Origin of the sequence: Sphaerisporangium sp. NPDC049002 (genome assembly GCF_040649355.1) — a bacterium.
Classification (GTDB): Bacteria; Actinomycetota; Actinomycetes; order Streptosporangiales; family Streptosporangiaceae; genus Sphaerisporangium.
The window spans coordinates 15,001-31,654 of record NZ_JBEZFH010000075.1 but is presented as its reverse complement, the minus strand read 5'-3'; the positions used below and the strand labels follow the sequence as shown (position 1 = coordinate 31,654).

14 protein-coding genes are annotated in these 16,654 nt (G+C 70.4%); 7 read left to right on the top strand and 7 right to left on the bottom strand.

Features of this window, described 5'->3' with window-relative positions; translation table 11 throughout:
• The first annotated feature begins 86 nt into the window (after window positions 1-86).
• Complete coding sequence (locus tag AB0B89_RS17250; RefSeq protein WP_358553374.1) at window positions 87-1,193, top strand: hypothetical protein; 1,107 nt, start codon at window positions 87-89, stop codon at window positions 1,191-1,193.
• Window positions 1,194-1,241: 48 nt separating this feature from the next.
• Here AB0B89_RS17250 and AB0B89_RS17245 read toward each other — a convergent pair whose 3' ends face one another.
• Window positions 1,242-2,606: an MFS transporter gene (locus AB0B89_RS17245; RefSeq protein WP_358553372.1), complete on the bottom strand. Its 1,365-nt coding sequence runs from the start codon at window positions 2,604-2,606 to the stop codon at window positions 1,242-1,244.
• 169 nt (window positions 2,607-2,775) lie between these two features.
• Window positions 2,776-3,675, bottom strand: coding sequence for a hypothetical protein (locus AB0B89_RS17240; RefSeq protein ID WP_358553370.1), 900 nt, complete (start codon window positions 3,673-3,675; stop codon window positions 2,776-2,778).
• Between the two features lie 208 nt (window positions 3,676-3,883).
• Here AB0B89_RS17240 and serA point away from each other — a divergent pair, with 208 nt between their 5' ends.
• Both serA and AB0B89_RS17230 read left to right on the top strand, forming a co-directional pair.
• Window positions 3,884-5,473: a phosphoglycerate dehydrogenase gene (gene serA, locus AB0B89_RS17235; protein WP_358553368.1), complete on the top strand. Its 1,590-nt coding sequence runs from the start codon at window positions 3,884-3,886 to the stop codon at window positions 5,471-5,473.
• Between the two features lie 318 nt (window positions 5,474-5,791).
• Complete coding sequence (locus AB0B89_RS17230; protein ID WP_358553366.1) at window positions 5,792-5,980, top strand: hypothetical protein; 189 nt, start codon at window positions 5,792-5,794, stop codon at window positions 5,978-5,980.
• Window positions 5,981-6,060: 80 nt separating this feature from the next.
• On the opposite strand, the gene AB0B89_RS17225 is transcribed toward AB0B89_RS17230, so the two are convergent.
• From AB0B89_RS17225 to AB0B89_RS17210, 4 genes are read right to left on the bottom strand one after another with little or no spacing between them, the layout of a single operon-like run.
• Window positions 6,061-6,954, bottom strand: a complete 894-nt coding sequence (locus AB0B89_RS17225; protein ID WP_358553365.1) for an ROK family protein — start codon at window positions 6,952-6,954, stop codon at window positions 6,061-6,063.
• Window positions 6,951-8,144, bottom strand: coding sequence for a sugar ABC transporter permease (locus tag AB0B89_RS17220; RefSeq protein ID WP_358553363.1), 1,194 nt, complete (start codon window positions 8,142-8,144; stop codon window positions 6,951-6,953). The genes AB0B89_RS17225 and AB0B89_RS17220 overlap by 4 nt, the downstream gene beginning before the upstream one ends.
• On the bottom strand, window positions 8,141-8,860 hold the full coding sequence (locus tag AB0B89_RS17215; RefSeq protein ID WP_358553361.1) for an ATP-binding cassette domain-containing protein: 720 nt from the start codon (window positions 8,858-8,860) through the stop codon (window positions 8,141-8,143). The genes AB0B89_RS17220 and AB0B89_RS17215 overlap by 4 nt, the downstream gene beginning before the upstream one ends.
• Complete coding sequence (locus AB0B89_RS17210) at window positions 8,861-9,952, bottom strand: substrate-binding domain-containing protein (RefSeq protein WP_358553359.1); 1,092 nt, start codon at window positions 9,950-9,952, stop codon at window positions 8,861-8,863.
• Between the two features lie 135 nt (window positions 9,953-10,087).
• On the opposite strand from AB0B89_RS17210, the gene AB0B89_RS17205 reads away from it, so the two are divergent.
• The 3 genes from AB0B89_RS17205 to AB0B89_RS17195 all read left to right on the top strand — a co-directional run bounded on the left by AB0B89_RS17205 (window position 10,088) and on the right by AB0B89_RS17195 (window position 13,725).
• On the top strand, window positions 10,088-11,293 hold the full coding sequence (locus AB0B89_RS17205) for an ROK family transcriptional regulator (RefSeq protein WP_358553357.1): 1,206 nt from the start codon (window positions 10,088-10,090) through the stop codon (window positions 11,291-11,293).
• Between the two features lie 71 nt (window positions 11,294-11,364).
• The gene (locus AB0B89_RS17200; protein ID WP_358553355.1) at window positions 11,365-12,429 is read left to right on the top strand and encodes a 3-isopropylmalate dehydrogenase; all 1,065 of its coding nucleotides are present in this window, start codon (window positions 11,365-11,367) and stop codon (window positions 12,427-12,429) included.
• Between the two features lie 198 nt (window positions 12,430-12,627).
• Window positions 12,628-13,725: a branched-chain amino acid aminotransferase gene (locus AB0B89_RS17195; protein ID WP_358553353.1), complete on the top strand. Its 1,098-nt coding sequence runs from the start codon at window positions 12,628-12,630 to the stop codon at window positions 13,723-13,725.
• A gap of 173 nt (window positions 13,726-13,898) precedes the next feature.
• Here the strand turns inward: AB0B89_RS17195 and AB0B89_RS17190 are convergent, their stop codons facing one another.
• Entirely contained in the window at window positions 13,899-14,549 is a 651-nt protein-coding gene (locus tag AB0B89_RS17190) for an O-methyltransferase (protein ID WP_358553351.1), read from the bottom strand.
• Between the two features lie 310 nt (window positions 14,550-14,859).
• On the opposite strand from AB0B89_RS17190, the gene cimA reads away from it, so the two are divergent.
• Window positions 14,860-16,434 carry a citramalate synthase gene (gene cimA / locus AB0B89_RS17185; protein ID WP_358553349.1) on the top strand — a complete coding sequence of 525 codons (1,575 nt, stop codon included), beginning with the start codon at window positions 14,860-14,862 and terminating at the stop codon, window positions 16,432-16,434.
• The last annotated feature ends 220 nt before the right edge of the window (window positions 16,435-16,654 follow it).

The following is a 16,654-nucleotide window of genomic DNA, read 5'->3' as shown; positions in this document are numbered from 1 at the left end:
TCGCCTGATTTCGGGGGTTTAATGTGGGGGGCGCTGGTGGGGCGGACCCCCACACCGGCGCCGGTCCGGCCGGGGCGGTGGCCGCCGTGGGGGGCGCCACCGCGGCACTTACCGCGCTGCTCATCGTGAGGACGAGCGACGACGCGCGGCTGACCGAGTTCTACCAGCCCAGGCAGGTGTACGGGGCGCTCACCATTGGGGCGATGAGCGGCACGGGGGAGGAAATGCCCCTTCTACGGGAGGCTGCCGCGAAGGCGGTGCCCGGTGTCTCGTTGGTCGAGGTCTACACGGGAGTCGATGGCGGAAGCGCCGAGGTCATGCCACTTTCGTGTGGTGACGAAGAGGACTGCGGAGACGGGTACTGGGACACCCGGATCGGTGGGCAGGATGTGCTTCGGTACCTGACCGGGCGCGAAGATCCCGCCGCCGCCGCGCTCGCCGCGGGAAAGGCCGTGGTGTTCCGGCCCGGCGCCGTACGGGAAGGGATGGTGACGCTGGGCGTATGGAAAGGGGAAGACGAACCCCGGTTCCAGCGGACCAGCGTGCCCGCGATCGAGGTGAAGCCGCTTCAGCCAGGCGTGGGTGACGCCCTGCTTCCGGTCCGCTTGGTGGAAGATCTCGGGCTCAGGCCGCTGCTCACGCAACTCGTCATCGACCCCGCTCGCCATCGGGTGACGGTGGCGGAGGAGGAGCGGATCCGGCAGGGGGTGGCCGCGGTGACCTCTCTCGCCGAGGTACGGGTGGAGCGTGGTCCCGAGCGGCCTGTCGACATCGTGTTCCTGCTCGTCTTCGCGGGGGCGATCATCCTCGTGCTCGGCGGGACGTTCGCGGCCACCGGGCTGGCCGCCGCCGACTCCCGCCCGGACATCGCCACGCTCGCCGCGATCGGAGCCGCGCCGGGGATCCGGCGGCTCGTGACGATGGGGCAGGCGTGGTTCATCGCGGCGACGGGGGTGACCCTGGGGGCCGCCGTGGGGTTCGTCCCGGGTCTCGCCAAAGTCTGGGAGAGCACCCCGGACCTGGTCCGGGTCACCGGCGGGACGTCCGATGACGTCGTGGCCTCCGGGTCGGCGATCATCGTGATCCCCTGGCTCGCCCTCGCCGCGCTCGTGGTGCTGCTTCCCCTGCTCGCGGGGCTGGTCGCGGGGGCCTTCGCCCGCGCCCCGGTCATGGTCACGCGCCGGGCGCGGTGAGGAGCGGCCGCGCCGCGCCGGACGGGTGCCGGGCCGGGGGAGGCGTCGTCACTCGGCCGGGGTGGGGACGGCGGGGGTCGCCTCGTCGAGGTGGGCGGCGGTGAGGTGGTATTTGAGGGTCATCAGGATGCCGGTGAGGATGATCACGGCGGGGATGACGGCCTGGGTGAGGACGATGGCGGTCAGGGCGCTGCCGGGCTGGGTGACGGGGTGCTCGGGATCGGAGGAGATGAAGCCTCCGGCCCCCAGCACCCCGCCGACCACCAGGGCTCCGAGAGCGGTCACCGCGCTTTCGACGGCCGTCCACAGCCCGGTGAAGACGCCACCTCTGCGCTTCCCGCTCGTCGTGGAGTCGTGGGCGATCACGTCGGCCAGCATGGAGAACTGAAGAAGCTGGAGACCGGCGTACCCCACGCCGATGACCAACGTCGCCAGATGGGCGTAGAGCGAGCCGAAGACCGGGGTGAGCGCCGCGAGCAGCGCCCCGGCCATGAAGAGCGCCCCCGCGAGGATCATCGCGCCCCGCTTGTCCATCTTGCGGGCGAGCCACACCCACAGGGGCATCGTGATCAGCATGGGGCCGACCAGCGCCGCGAAGAGGGTGCTGGTGGCCGAGGGGTCGTCCAGCGTGTACGAGGCGAAATAGGGCGCGCTCGCGAGCATCACGCCCGCGGCCAGCGTCTGCGCGCTCGACAGGCCGAGCAGCCAGAGGAACGGCCGGCTGGCCTTCGCCGCCGCGAGCTGCGCCCGGAGGGTCGCCTCCGGCTCGGCGCTGCCCGTCAGCGGCGCGCGGGCCGTACCGAAGAAGGACGCGAGCATGGACACGAGCAGCACGGCCGCGAAGATGACCCCCATCATGCGGTAGCCGTCGAGGGAGTGCGCCGCGATGGCGGGGGCGATGATGCCGCTCAGCGCCACCGCGAGCGCGATGAAGATCATGCGCCACTGCAGCAGCGAGGTGCGTTCGTGGTAGTCGTGCGTCATCTCGGCGGGCATCGCCTTGTACGGCACCTCGTACAGCGCGTACCCGGTCGCGGCGATGAGGAAGAACAGGCCGACGAAGAGGGCGGCCGGAGTCCCGGTCAGGGGTGGGCCCATGAACGTGAGCGCGAAGGCGATCGGAAGGATGATCGCCCCGGCGAGCAGCCAGGGCCGGCGGGGGCCCCAGCGCGAGACCGTGCGGTCGGACCACTGGCCCACCAGCGGGTTGATCACCAGATCCCAGGCCTTGGGCGCGAAGACCACCACGCCGGCCAGCCAGGCGGGCACCGCGAGGATGTTGGTCAGGTAGAACAACAGCAGCAGGCCCGGGATGGCGCTGAATGTCGCGGTGCAGAACGAGCCCACACCGTAGCCGAGCCGCACGCCTCGCGAGACGGCCTGGGGCCGGGATGCCGCCGCCGAAGGGATCATTGCGTAATTACAGCCCACCCGGCGTTGGCTCGCCAGCCCCAATCACGGGCGTTCCGCCCGATCACGGGCATTCCAGCCCAGGTGTAGTCCACAGCGGCGGCGGTGACGGCCGGTGGCCGTGGACGGCGGTGGCCGGCCGGACCCCGGTGACGCCGGGACCGGTGGCCGGTCAGCAGTCGGAGACGTCGGCGCAGACGACGTGGGCGCCGAGCTCGATCATGCGGCGCTCGGTGTTGGCGTCGGCGACGCGGGCCATGAGCACGGGCGCCTCGCTGGCGGCCAGCTGCGGCAGCCGCGCGCGGACCATGCGGTGCAGGTCCCTGACGATGTCCTCGGCCGCCCGCATGTGCACCTTGACGTGGAGCATGATCCCCGACGATCCGGAGACGGTCCGGGCCTCGGAGATCCACACGTGGTGGACCAGGGGGAAGTCACGGAGCAACTCGGAGATCGCCACGCGCAGCGCGGGCAGGATCGGGTGGACGCACCGCTTGTACCCCGGGTCGACCTGTTGCATCGGGCCCGACAGGTGGGGCCTCGGGGCGGGGATCCACGGCCGCGCGGGCGCGTCCGGGGGGCTCTGCGGCACCGGCGAGTTGAGCGTCTCTTTCCGCTCCAGGACGGGCGAGCTGGACATCGTCGTGTGCCGCGAGACCGTCGCCATCGCGCCCGTGGCGTACGCCGTGGGTGACGCGCTGGACAGGGCCGGCGCGTGCCGGCCGCTGCGGGTGGCGGCGAGGTAGCGCTGGAGGTCCTCGATGGGGACGGCCGCCGCCGCGGGTCCCGCGGCGTCGATGACGATCTCGCGCACGCCCGTGACGCGCTGGATGTCGAGGATGGTGTCGGCGTCACAGGCCGACAGCGAGTGGTTTCCACGGTGCCGCGCGTAGGTGTTCGGGTCGGTGTACCCGAGGAGCACACGGTCGCCGGCCTGCGTCGTGCCGAGCACGACGGAGCGGTCCGGCCGCACGGCTACCAGGATGCCCCACTCGGCAAGGGCCGCCAGTAGCCGGTGGGGGCTGCCATGCTGCGCGAGCAGTTCTCCGAGAGCGGGGTTCCCGATGCTCATACGACAAACGATAGGTAGTGGGACACAGCTTATCAGCCTAATCGTCAAGAAATGTTGTGATCAATACCAAGATGGCGGCTTGCGCGTGGATCCAGTTTAGATGGGTACGCGCCGCCGTCTCGGATGCCGGGACGTTCGTGAGAGGTTTCACAAGCGCGGATAGACTCGAACCTTGTCCGTGCATCCGCGCTTCCCAAAGGACCCACCAGTGAACAAGCCCGTCGTCCTGGTCGCAGAGGAGCTCTCCGAAGCAGGTCTCGCCGTGCTCGGGGCCGACTTCGAGGTCCGTCACGCAGACGGCGCCGACCGATCGCAGCTCCTGCCCGCCCTCGCCGAGGTGGACGCGCTCATCGTGCGCAGCGCCACCCAGGTGGACGCTGAGGCGCTGTCCCACGCGCCTCGCCTGCGCGTCGTCGCCCGGGCCGGGGTCGGCCTGGACAACGTCGACGTCGAGGCCGCCACCAAGGCCGGTGTCATGGTCGTCAACGCGCCGACCTCCAACATCACCAGCGCCGCGGAGCACACCGTCGCCCTGATCCTCGCCAGTGCCCGCAACGTCGCGCAGGGCCACAGCGCGCTCAAGGCCGGCGAGTGGAAGCGCTCGAAGTACACCGGTGTCGAGCTCGACGAGAAGGTCATCGGCATCCTCGGCCTCGGCCGCATCGGCCAGCTCGTCGCGCAGCGCCTCGCCCCCTTCGGCGTCGAGCTGATCGCGTACGACCCCTACCTCCAGCCGGCGAGGGCCGCCCAGATGGGCGTGCGCCTGGTGTCGCTGGAGGAGCTGCTCATGCAGGCCGACTTCATCACCGTGCACCTGCCGAAGTCCAAGGAGACCGTCGGGCTCATCGGCGAGCGCGAGCTGCACACCGTGAAGCCGTCGGTGCGCATCATCAACGTCGCCCGCGGCGGCATCGTCGACGAGAACGCGCTCTACTCCGCACTCAAGGAGGGCAGGGTCGCCGGCGCCGGCATCGACGTGTTCTCCAAGGAGCCCTGCACCGACAGCCCGCTGTTCGAGCTCGACAGCGTCGTGGTGACCCCGCACCTGGGCGCCTCCACCCACGAGGCCCAGGAGAAGGCCGGCACGCAGGTGGCGCGCAGCGTCAAGCTCGCCCTCGCCGGCGAGTTCGTGCCGGACGCCGTCAACGTCCAGGGCGGCGCCGTCGCCGAGGACGTCAAGCCCGGCCTCCCGCTGGCCGAGAAGCTCGGCCGCGTGTTCACCGCCCTCGCCGGTGAGGTGGCCACCCGGCTCGACGTCGAGATCCGCGGCGAGATCGCGGCCCACGACGTGCGCGTGCTGGAGCTCGCCGCCCTCAAGGGCGTCTTCACCGACGTCGTCGAGGACGCCGTGACCTACGTCAACGCCCCGCTGCTCGCCAAGGACCGCGGCGTCACGGTGGAGCTGGTCACCAGCGACGAGAGCCCCGACTGGCGCAACGTCGTCACCGTCAGGGGTGTGCTGGCCGACGGCCGCACGGTCTCGGTGTCGGGCACGCTCTCCGGCCCGCGCCAGGTCACCAAGATCGTGGAGATCAACGGCTTCCAGATGGAGATCGAGCCCACCGACCACCTGGCGTTCTTCACCTACGCCGACCGGCCGGGCATCGTGGGCATCGTCGGCAAGATCCTTGGCGAGCGTCAGGTCAACATCGCCTCGATGCAGGTCGCCCGGGACGCCAAGGGCGGCAGGGCCCTCATCGCGCTGACCGTCGACTCCGCCATCTCCGCCGACGTCGCCGACCAGATCGTGCAGGAGATCGGCGCCGAGGGCGGGCGCACGGTCGACCTCGCCGACTGAGCACCGCGTTCCGTCCCGCCGGTCGAGCCGTACGGTCTCACGGGCTGGACGGGGCGCCCACGAGAAGGCCCATCACCCACCGGGTGGTGGGCCTTCGTCGTCTCACACAGTGAGATACTAGGTCGTCCTACGAGACACCTGGCCTACTGGCAGGTAACGTGGTGGGCGATGACGCGCCAGGTATCCGTACTCATTACCTGCCGCGGCGGGGCCTGATCAGGGCAGGCCGGCGACCCGCCGCGGTGTGTGGCGCATGTCGGCTGTGAGACCAGTTCCGATCCGCGATCCGGATCAGGGACAGGAGTCCGGTCCGCATTCGTGACCGGAGTCCGCCTTCCCGTCCCCATCGCGTGCGCCGTGCGCACGCTCTCCAGTGAGCGAGACCTTGCCATGTATGACATGTATCCCTGGAACCGTCCGGAAGAGCACCGTCCCGAGGACGAGGCGCCCGACCCCGTGCAGACCGCGCTCGACCGGCGCGACAACGGCGGCGTGCCGGTCCGCTAGCGGACGGCTCCCCCGAAGCCCTCTCCGGCCGGTCCTTGCGATCCGATCGGCCGGCCGTCCCCCTCCCCCGGGGACTCCTGTCACCCCTTCGCCGTCAGGGCGAGCGCCAGCGCGCCGTACAGAGGGGCGTCGTCGACGAACCTGGCCGCCGAGATCTCGGGCGGGAACGGCACCGCCCGCCGGATCTCGGCCGTGAGCCGGGGCATGATCTGGCTCGACGCTCCCATCAGCCCTCCGCCGATGACCACGCGCTCCGGGTCGAGCACGACGCACACGTTGGCGACCGCCATGGCGAGCGCCTCCACCGCGCCGTCCAGCAGAGCCCGTACGGCGGGGTCTCCGGCGACCTCGAAGAGCGAGGCGGCGCTCACCGTACGGCCCAGCAGGGCCGATCCCCGCCGCGCGAGCGCGTGCCCGGAGACGACCTCCTCCAGGGGGGCGTGGCCCTCGGCGAAGGCGGGGTCGCCGGGCCCGCTGAGCAGGTACCCGATCTCGCCCGCCGCGCCGTGCGCCCCGGGTACGACCTCCCCGCTGACCACCAGCGCCGCCGCCAGGCCCGTGCCGAGGTTCAGGTAAAGGCCCGTACGGACGCCGCGGAGCGCGCCCCAGCGCAGCTCGGCGGCGGCAGCGGCGTTGACGTCGTTGTCGATCGCGACCGGGGTGTCCCCGAACTCCTCGCGCAGCAGCCGGGGGAGCTCCAGGCCCTCCCAGCCGGGCACCGTCGGCGCGAGCCGGACCGTCTCACCCCTGACCACGCCGAACGTGGACACCCCGACCGCCTGGAGCGTTCCTGGCCCGTCCGCCAGATCGCGGGCGGCGTCGAGGGACCGTCGCAGCACCTGCCTGGCGCCCTCGCCGCCCAGGGTCGGCAGCCGTACCTTGCGCAGCGGCCGGTCGACGCTGTCCGCCGAGGCGGTGGCGAGGGCGACCTTGGTGCCGCCGAAGTCGATGCCCAGGACGAACGGCCCGCTCACTGGGCGTTTCCACGGCGGGCGAGCGAGTCGATCGCCACGGCGAGGGCGAGGACGCCCGCGGTGACCATGTAGCGCACCGAGGAGTCCACGTTCAGCAGCAGCATGCCGTTGGTGATCGACTGGATCACCAGGATGCCGAGCAGCGCCGCGTACGTCCGTCCCCGGCCGCCGAACAGGGACGTGCCGCCGATGACCGCCGCCGCGATGGCCATGAGCAGGATGTCGCTGCCGCCGGAGCTCTGGTTCACGGCCGACAGGCGGCTGGCCGCCAGGATGCCGCCGAACGCCGCGAGGCTCGCCGACAGCACGAAGGCGAGCAGGCGGATACGGGTCACGTTGATGCCCGCGCGTCGCGCCGCCTCGGCGTTGCCGCCCACGGCGTACATCCAGCGCCCGAAGGCGGTGTGGCGCAGCACCAGGTCGAGCACCACGACGAGCGTGCCGAAGATGACCAGCAGCAACGGTACGCCCCGGTCGGCCTGGAGGACGAGCACGGCCCCCGCGAGCACGAACGCGAGGCCGCCGACCCGTACGGCCGTCCAGTAGGCAGGGCTCACCGGCAGGTCCGCGGCCAGGCGGAGGCACCGGCTCAGCAGCAGGGACCCTGCGTAGGCGCCTGCCAGCACGACGGCGAGCGTCCAGGCGAGCCACGGCGGTAGCCACGTGTCACTCAATTTCGCGATAAATCCGTCGAAGGGCAGGTTGATGGTGCCGCCCTCGCCCAGGAGGTACAGCAACAGCCCCTGCCATCCGATCAGCCCGGCCAGCGTCACCACGAATGAGGGCATCCGGATCCGGGTGAACAGGAACCCGTGCAACAGGCCGACCACCGCCCCCGCGACCACGGCGACCACGATCGACAGCAGCGGGTTCCAGCCGTGCCGCACGTTGAGGATGGTCATCACGACGGCGCACAGGCCGCTGACCGATCCGGCGGACAGGTCGATCTCGCCGAGGAGCAGCACCATGATGATGCCCAGCGAGATCGTCCCGGTGGCCGCCATCTGCAGGGCCAGGTTGGTCAGGTTCTCCGGCGACAGGAAGTGCTCGTTCAGCGAGCCGAAGACGACGGCGATCGCGATCAGCCCGCCGACGACGGGCCACGCCCCGAGGTCGCCCCGCCGGGCGCGCTCGATGGCCTGCCTCGGGCTGAACGGCTTGCGCGGCGGGTTCATGGTCGTCGCGCTCATGCGGCGGCTCCGGTGATGGCGGCCACGATGGACTCCTGTGAGGCGTCCGCCGTACGGAACTCGCCGGCGTTGCGCCCGAGGCGCAGCACCACGACGCGGTCGCTGACGGCCCGTACATCGGCGAGGTTGTGGGAGATGAGCAGGACCGCGAGCCCCCGGTCGCGCAGCCTGCGGATCAGGTCCAGGACCTGGGCGGTCTGCTCGACGCCGAGGGCGGCGGTGGGCTCGTCGAGGATGACGAGCCGGGGCTCGCCGATCAGGGCGCGGGCGATCGCGACGGACTGCCGCTGGCCGCCCGAGAGCATGGCGACCGGCACCCGGATGTCCCGGATCCGCACGTCGAGCTGGGTGAGCAGGTCACGGGTCGCCCGTTCCATGCGGATGTGGCTGAGCACCGACCAGCGCCGGCGCTCGGACCCGAGGAACAGGTTGGCCACCACGTCGAGGTTCTCGCAGAGGGCGAGGTCCTGGTAGACCGTGGAGATGCCGAGGGCCTGCGCGTCGTGGGGGTTGCCGATGCGCACGGGCCGGTCGTCCATGGTGATCTCCCCGGTGTCCGGTGACAGGACGCCGGAGATGGCCTTGACGAGTGTGGACTTGCCCGCGCCGTTGTCGCCGACCAGGGCCACCACCTCGCCCGGTGGCAGGTCCAGGTCCACCCCTTCGAGGGCCTGGACCGCGCCGTACCGCTTGGAGATGTCCTTCGCGCGGATCATCTAGCTGATGCCCGCCTTGGCGCACGCGGCGGCGGTCTCGCCCTTGCAGATGTCGGCGGCCTTGTAGAAGCCGTCCTTCACGATGGTGTCCTTGACCTTGTCCGCGGTGACCGCGATCGGGTCGAGGAGGAAGGAGGGGATGTCCGCGGTGCCGTTGTTCACCGTGGTCGTGGCCGAGGGCTTCTGGCCCCTGCCGACCGCCACGGCCAGCTCGGCCGACTTCTCCGCCTCGCTCCTGATGTCCAGGTAGATGGTCATGTACTGCTCGCCGGTGAGGATGCGCTGGACCGCCGCCAGCTCGGCGTCCTGGCCGGTGATGGGGAGCGTCGGGTCGTACCCCGCGCGCTTCATGGCCGCGATGGCGCCGCCCGCCATGCCGTCGTTGGCCGACAGCACTCCGACGATCTTGTCGCGGCCGAGTGCGGTGATGGACTGCTCCATCTCCTGCTGTGCCTTGTCGGGGCTCCAGTCGGGGGTGTCGAACTCGCGCCCGACCTTGACCTTGCCGTCGAGGACGTTGTGGGCGCCCTTCTTGTAGTCCGCGGAGCTGGGGTCGGTGGTCGCGCCGTTGATCATGACGATCTGGCCCTTGTCCGTCGTGCCGTTCTTGTCCAGCGCGTCCAGCAGGGCCTGGCCCTGCATCTCGCCGACCCGCACGTTGTTGAACGAGACGTAGTAGTCGTAGCCGATGCCGGAGATCAGCCGGTCGTAGGCGATGACCGGGACCTTCTTCTGCTTGGCCTGGTTCACCAGGGGCGCCACCGCGGCGGCGTCCACGGCGTCGAGCACGAGCACGTCGGCGCCCTGGGTGAGGGCGGCCTCCACCTGCTGCTGCTGTTTGGCGGCGTCCTGGTCGGCGTTGGAGTAGAGCAGCTTGCAGTCGGCGCAGAGCGCGCTGACCTTGGCCTCGAACAGGGGCTTGTCGAAGGCCTCGTACCGCGTGGTCTTGGACTCGGGCAGGAAGAGCGCGATCGTCGGAGCCTTGTCGCCTCCGCCGCCCGTCCCGCCCGTGGTCGCCTTGTCGGTGGAACCACCGCAACCGGTGGCCAGTACGGCTATCGCAAACGGAATCGCGAACCATTTCGCCCGCATGACTGCCTCTCAGGGTGTTCGGAGGTACTTCAGGTGCTTGGCAGCATGCTGAACTGCGCATAGAAATTTGGCAAGGTCTCTAACAAACTTCGTCCGGGACCTTGCCGAGGTAAAGCGTGTGCCAGTCTTGGGGGCGTGGTGGGTATCGGCGGTACGGCGAGCACGACGGCGGTGCTGCGAGTCATGAACGAGCGCGCGGTCTTCGGGGAGATCTTCAAACTGGGGAAGGTCTCGCGGCCCGAGCTCGCGCGGGCCACGGGGCTGTCCAAGCCGACCATCTCCATGGCCCTCGCCGATCTCGAACGCGCGGGCCTCGTGCGCGCGATCGGCCTGCGCACCGGCAACGCCGGGCGCGCGGCGCTGCTGTACGAGATCCGGCCGCAGGCGGGCTGGGTGCTGGCCGTCGACGTGGGCAGGGAGTTCGTCCGGCTGGCCCTGGCCGACCTCGTCGGTGACATCGCCGCCCGCAGGGACGAGCACCGCAAGGGCGGCGAGACGCCCGCCGAGCTGGTGGCCAGGCTCGGGGAGCTGACCCGCGAGCTGGCCGACGAGGCCGGGGCGGCCGTCGCGGACATCACGCTGACGGTCTTCGGCACGCCCGGCATCCACGACAAGGAGACCAGCTCCCTCCAGCTCGCCCCGAACCTCCCCGGCTGGGAGCGGCCGGGGGCGGTCGAGCTGCTCGGGGGTGTGGCCGCCGACGCGCCGTACGTCGTCGAGAACGACGTCGACCTCGCCGCCGTGGGGGAGGGCGCCTACGGCCTCGGCCAGGGCGTCGACCACTTCGCCCTCGTCTGGATCGGCACCGGCATCGGCATGGGCGTCGTCATCGACGGCAAGCTCTACCGGGGCGCCCAGGGGGCGGCCGGGGAGATCTCCTACCTCCCGGTGGGAGAGGGCGACCCGCTGGTCAACCGGGGGCGGGGCATGCTGGAGTCCGTGGCCTCGGCCGACGGGGTCGTGGCGCTCGCCTCCCGGCTCGGCATGACCGGCGTGACCAGCGCCAAGGACGTCTTCGACGCCGCCCGCGCCGGCGACCCCCTCGCGGGTCAGGTCGTCGCCACCGAGGCCGACCACATCGCCCACGCCCTGGCGGGGGTCATCGCCGTGCTCGACCCTGAGCTGGTGGTGCTGGGCGGGGGCATCGGCGTCCAGGCGGGCGACCTGCTGATCGGCCCGGTCACCGAATGCCTGCGCGACCTCGTGGCGCTGCGCGTGCCGATGATCAAGGCCTCCACGCTCGGCACCGAGGCGGTGCTGCTCGGTGCGCTGGCGGTGGGCCTCACGACGGCCCGCGACCTGGTCTTCGAGCGCGCCGTGGCCCAGGTTCCGCCGGGGTAGGGCTCCACGACGCCTGTCCGGTATGTGAGACCATGTGTTCGAGTTCCGAGACGGAACGGTAGGGTACGAGCATGCGGGATTCTCAAAACATCCGTCTGGCGGTCATCCCGGGTGACGGCATCGGCAGTGAAGTGGTCGCCGAGGGCCTGAAGGTCCTCGACGCGGTCGGCCTGAAGGTGGAGACCACCACCTACGACCTGGGCGCCGCACGCTACCACGCCACCGGCGAGACCCTTCCCGACGAGACCCTCGCCGAGCTGCGCGTGTTCGACGCGATCCTGCTGGGCGCGGTCGGCGATCCGAGCGTCCCGCCCGGTGTCCTTGAGCGTGATCTGCTGCTCAGGCTGCGCTTCGAGCTCGACCACTACGTCAACCTGCGGCCGATCAAGCTCTTCCCCAGCGTGGAGACCCCTCTCGCCAAGTCCCGGCCCGAGGACATCGACATGATCGTCGTCCGCGAGGGCACCGAGGGGCCGTACGCCGGGGCCGGCGGCGTCATGCGCAGGGGCACCGCGCAGGAGATCGCCACCCAAGAGAGCCTCAACACCGCCTTCGGCGTCGAGCGCGTGGTGCGCTACGCCTTCGAGAAGGCGATGGTGAGGCCCCGTAAGAAGCTCACGCTGGTCCACAAGACCAACGTGCTCACCTACGCGGGCGATCTGTGGTCGCGCGTCGTCGAGCGGGTCTCCGCCGAGTACCCCGAGGTCACCACCGACTACTGCCACGTCGACGCGGCCTCGATGTTCTTCGTCAGCCAGCCGCAGCGGTTCGACGTGATCGTCACCGACAACCTCTTCGGCGACATCCTGACCGACCTCGGCGCGGCCATCGCGGGCGGCATCGGCCTGGCCGCCAGCGGCAACGTCAACCCGGCGCCTCCGGGGTCCGCCTCCTGGACGCCCAGCATGTTCGAGCCCGTGCACGGCAGCGCCCCTGACATCGCCGGCCAGGGCAAGGCCGACCCGACCGCCACGATCCTCTCGGTGGCCATGCTCCTCGAGCATCTCGGTTTCGCCGCCGACGCGGCCCGGGTGGAGCAGGCCGTCGCCGACGACCTCGTCGAGCGCCAGGTGGCCTGGGTGCCCCGCACCACCAGGGAGATCGGCGACGACATCACCGCACGAGTAGCCGGCTGAGGGGCTACCCGACGCCGACCAAGCGCATGGTGGCCCCGTACGGGCCGCCATGCGCTTTTTCGTGTCCAGGACCCAAGTGACGCAGACGCCCTCGACGACACACTCCCGTATGTCCAGTTGATGCAGTAGTTTCCCGTTACCTGGTCCGTCGCAGAATGGATGCAGGCGAGACCAACAGAGAAGAGAAGGATCTTCGACATGACCACCGCTCAACAGCTCAGCTTCGACGTGCAGCTCTCCGACGCCGCTCGCACTCCGGCCGAGCGTGAGCAGGTACTGGCGGATCCGGGGTTCGGGCAGACGTTCACCGATCACATGGTCTCGATCGACTGGACGGAGGGTCAGGGCTGGCACGACGCCCGCCTCATGCCGTACGGTCCGCTGACGCTCGACCCGGCCACCTCGGTCTTCCACTACGCGCAGGAGCTCTTCGAAGGACTCAAGGCCTACCGGCAGGCGGGCGGCTCGATCGCGAGCTTCCGGCCGTTCGCCAACGCGGCCCGCTTCAACAGGTCGGCCCTCCGCATGGCGATGCCCGAGCTGCCCGAGGAGACGTTCGTCGAGTCGCTGGAGCTCCTCGTCCAGACCGACCGCGACTGGGTGCCGACCACAGAGGGCCACAGCCTCTACCTGCGTCCTTTCATGATCGCGACGCAGCCGGCGCTGGGCGTGAACTACCCGTCCAGGACCTTCAAGTACATGGTGATCGCCTCACCCGCCGCCGCGTACTTCTCGGGTGGCGTCAAGCCGGTCTCCGTGTGGCTCTCCCAGGACTACACGCGCGCCGCGCCCGGTGGCACCGGCTTCGCCAAGTGCGGCGGCAACTACGCGGCGGCCTTCGTCGCGCAGCGGCAGGCCGTGGCGCAGGGCTGTGACCAGGTCGTGTGGCTGGACGCGTTCGAGCACCGCTACGTCGAGGAGATGGGCGGGATGAACCTGTTCTTCGTCTTCGGCGACCGCCTGGTCACCCCCGACCTGACCGGCACCCTGCTTCCCGGCGTCACCCGCGACTCCCTGCTCACCCTGGCCGCCGACCTCGGCCTCGCCGCCGAGGAGCGCAAGATCTCCATCGAGGAGTGGCGGGCGGGGTGCGAGTCGGGCGAGCTGACGGAGGTCTTCGCCTGCGGTACGGCCGCGGTGATCACCCCTGTCGGGTCCGTCAAGGGCGTCGAGGGCGGCTGGACGATCGGCGACGGCACCCCGGGCGCGCTCACGTTGCGGCTTCGCGACGAGCTCATGGGCATCCAGTACGGCACCCGCCCCGACCCCCACGACTGGGTCCGCAAGATCTGCTGACCTCGTCACGCGAGAGCGCGGCACGTGAGAGCCCGGCCGGTCCCCGGCCGGGCTCACCGTGCCCGTCAACGCCGACCGCCCGTCAACGCCGACCGCCCGTCAACGCCGACCGCCCGTCAACGCCGATTCGTCGTTCACGCCGATCGCTCGGGTTACGGTCCGCCCGGAATTCGTCAATGTTTGCGGATGAAGGTCAGGCCGTCGGCGATGGGGAGGAGGGTGCTGGTCACGCGGGTGTCCCTCATGACCAGGTCGTTGAAGTCGCGCATCGTCGCGGCCTCGCCGTCGGTGTAGTCGGCCACGCTTCCGTGGCGCAGCGTGTTGTCCATGAGGATGATCCCGCCGGGGGCCAGCCGGGTCATGATCGTCTCGTAGTAGACCGGGTAGCCGGCCTTGTCCGCGTCGATGAACGCCAGGTCCACCTCGGGCCGTACCGGGAACCGCTGGAGCGTCTCGGCCGCGGGGCCGAGCCGGAGCTCGATGAGGCCGGAGACGCCCGCCTTCTCCCAGTACTTCTGGGCGATCGAGGTCCACTCGTCGCTCACGTCGAAACAGGTCAGCCTGCCGTCGCCACCCAGGCCCCGGGCGATGCAGATCGAGGAGTATCCGGTGAACGTGCCGATCTCCACGACGTTGCGGGCCCCGCTGATCTGGGTGATCATCGTCAGGAAGGTGCCCTGCTCGGGGGATATCTGCATCCTGGCGCTGTCCCCCGTGGCCGTGAGGGTCTCCTCGGCCAGCTCCTTGAGGACGTCGTCGGGCGGGGTCGTGTGTCCGACGATGTACTCGGCGACGTCGGCGTTGATGAATGAGAAAGCCTTCATGCGGGCTATTCTCCGCCCTCCGGAGGCCCCGGGACGGCGAACCGCGCGGGCGCGGCCGGTTCAAGACATCAGCCCCGTACGTCCCGGATGGTGAGACCGATGTGCCACATGGTGAAGAGGTGTGGCACACTTCGTAGCACCATGTTCTACGGTCTGCTCATTATCAGCAGGCGCGCTGGCTGAAAAGGGACACCGCCAGCGCGCAGACCTCTCACGTCCGTGAGGGGTCTTTTTGTTTGGGCCAGGTTCCGGCCTTAGGCGGAAACCGCGCGCGGCGAACGAAAAGCACCCCCTCGAAGGAGACGAAACCATGGCCGACGACCGCTTCCACGTGTACGACACGACGCTGCGCGACGGCGCGCAACAAGAGGGGCTCTCCCTCACCGTCGCCGACAAGCTCGCCGTCGCACGCCACCTGGACGGCCTGGGCGTGGGCTTCATCGAGGGCGGCTGGCCCGGCGCCAACCCCAAGGACACCGAATTCTTCCGGCGGGCTCAAACAGAGCTCGACCTGAAGCACGCGCAGCTCGCCGCGTTCGGCGCGACCCGCCGAGCCGGAGTGAAGGCAGCCGACGACCCGTTGGTGGCCGCCCTGCGCGAATCCGGCGCGCCGGTCGTGACCCTTGTCGCCAAGAGTCACGACCGGCACGTGGAGCTGGCCCTCCGTACGACTCTCCAGGAGAACCTCGCGATGATCCGCGACACGGTTTCTCACCTTCGTGCGGAGGGACAGCGGGTCTTCCTCGACGCCGAGCACTTCTTCGACGGCTACAAGTCCAATCCAGCCTACGCGCTGGAGGTCCTGCGCACCGCCGCCGAGGCCGGGGCGGCCGTCGTCGCCCTGTGCGACACCAACGGCGGCATGCTCCCTGACGAGCTGGCCGACGTCGTGCACGAGGCGGTCGCCACCGGCGCCCGCGTCGGCATCCACTGCCACGACGACACCGGCTGCGCCGTCGCCAACTCCCTTGCCGCGGTCAAGGCCGGCGCCACCCACGTGCAGGGCTGCGCCAACGGGTACGGCGAGCGCTCCGGCAACGCCAACATATTCACCGTCGTCGCCAACCTCCAGCTCAAGCGGGGCTTCGACCTGGTGCCCATGGAGTCGCTGGCCGAGATGACCCGCATCGCGCACGCGATCACCGAGGTCACCAACGTCACGCCGAACTCCCACCAGCCGTACGTCGGCGTCTCCGCCTTCGCGCACAAGGCCGGCCTGCACGCCAGCGCGATCAAGGTCGACCCGAACCTCTACCAGCACATCGACCCGGCCCAGGTCGGCAACGACATGCGCATGCTCGTCTCCGACATGGCCGGCCGCGCGTCCGTGGAGCTGAAGGGCAAGGAGCTCGGGTACGAGCTGACCTCCGGCCAGTCCCGCGAGCTGGTCGACCGGGTGAAGGACCTGGAGTCCAAGGGCCACACCTTCGAGGCCGCCGACGCGTCCTTCGAGCTGCTGCTCCGCGACACGGTAAGGGGGGAGCGCAAGCGCCACTTCACCGTCGAGTCCTGGCGGGTCATCGTCGAGCGGCGGCCCGGCGGCGACGTCGTCAGCGAGGCGACGGTCAAGCTGCACGCCAAGGGCGAGCGCATCGTCGCCACCGGCGAGGGCAACGGCCCCGTCAACGCCCTCGACCGCGCCGTCCGCCTCGGGCTGGAGAAGCTCTACCCCGAGCTGGCCGAGGTCGAGCTGATCGACTTCAAGGTCCGCATACTTGAGGGCACCCACGGCACCGACGCCGTCACCCGGGTCCTGGTCACCTCCAGCGACTCCCGGGGAGAGTGGGCCACCGTCGGCGTCGACGAGAACATCATCGAGGCCTCCTGGCAGGCCCTGGAGCAGGCGGTCACGTACGGCCTCCTGCGCGCGGGCCACACCGCCTGAGCTCCCGCGTCCTCACCCCTCGCGAAGTGCGGCCGGACCCCTCGCGAAGTGCGGTCGGCCCGCGCCATTCGTCCAGGGGAAGGGCAGCCGGGTCGGCGGTGGACGGCCTGCGCAACCCGCCCCCTTAACGTTGGTGTCACGACCCCGGGGGAGACCGGCCCGCAGGCCGTCTCGAACCCCGGGGCCGCGACGCTTACGGCTCGCGTTGGGACCTCACTGA

What these genes read in the sequence shown, in the direction of transcription:
- AB0B89_RS17245 (WP_358553372.1), bottom strand. Translation starts at nt 2,606, where the DNA reads ATGATCCCTTCGGCGGCGGCATCCCGGCCCCAGGCCGTCTCGCGAGGC.
- AB0B89_RS17240 (WP_358553370.1), bottom strand. Translation starts at nt 3,675, where the DNA reads ATGAGCATCGGGAACCCCGCTCTCGGAGAACTGCTCGCGCAGCATGGC.
- AB0B89_RS17220 (WP_358553363.1), bottom strand. Translation starts at nt 8,144, where the DNA reads ATGAGCGCGACGACCATGAACCCGCCGCGCAAGCCGTTCAGCCCGAGG.
- AB0B89_RS17215 (WP_358553361.1), bottom strand. Translation starts at nt 8,860, where the DNA reads ATGATCCGCGCGAAGGACATCTCCAAGCGGTACGGCGCGGTCCAGGCC.
- AB0B89_RS17210 (WP_358553359.1), bottom strand. Translation starts at nt 9,952, where the DNA reads ATGCGGGCGAAATGGTTCGCGATTCCGTTTGCGATAGCCGTACTGGCC.
- AB0B89_RS17200 (WP_358553355.1), top strand. Translation starts at nt 11,365, where the DNA reads ATGCGGGATTCTCAAAACATCCGTCTGGCGGTCATCCCGGGTGACGGC.
- AB0B89_RS17195 (WP_358553353.1), top strand. Translation starts at nt 12,628, where the DNA reads ATGACCACCGCTCAACAGCTCAGCTTCGACGTGCAGCTCTCCGACGCC.
- AB0B89_RS17190 (WP_358553351.1), bottom strand. Translation starts at nt 14,549, where the DNA reads ATGAAGGCTTTCTCATTCATCAACGCCGACGTCGCCGAGTACATCGTC.
- cimA (WP_358553349.1), top strand. Translation starts at nt 14,860, where the DNA reads ATGGCCGACGACCGCTTCCACGTGTACGACACGACGCTGCGCGACGGC.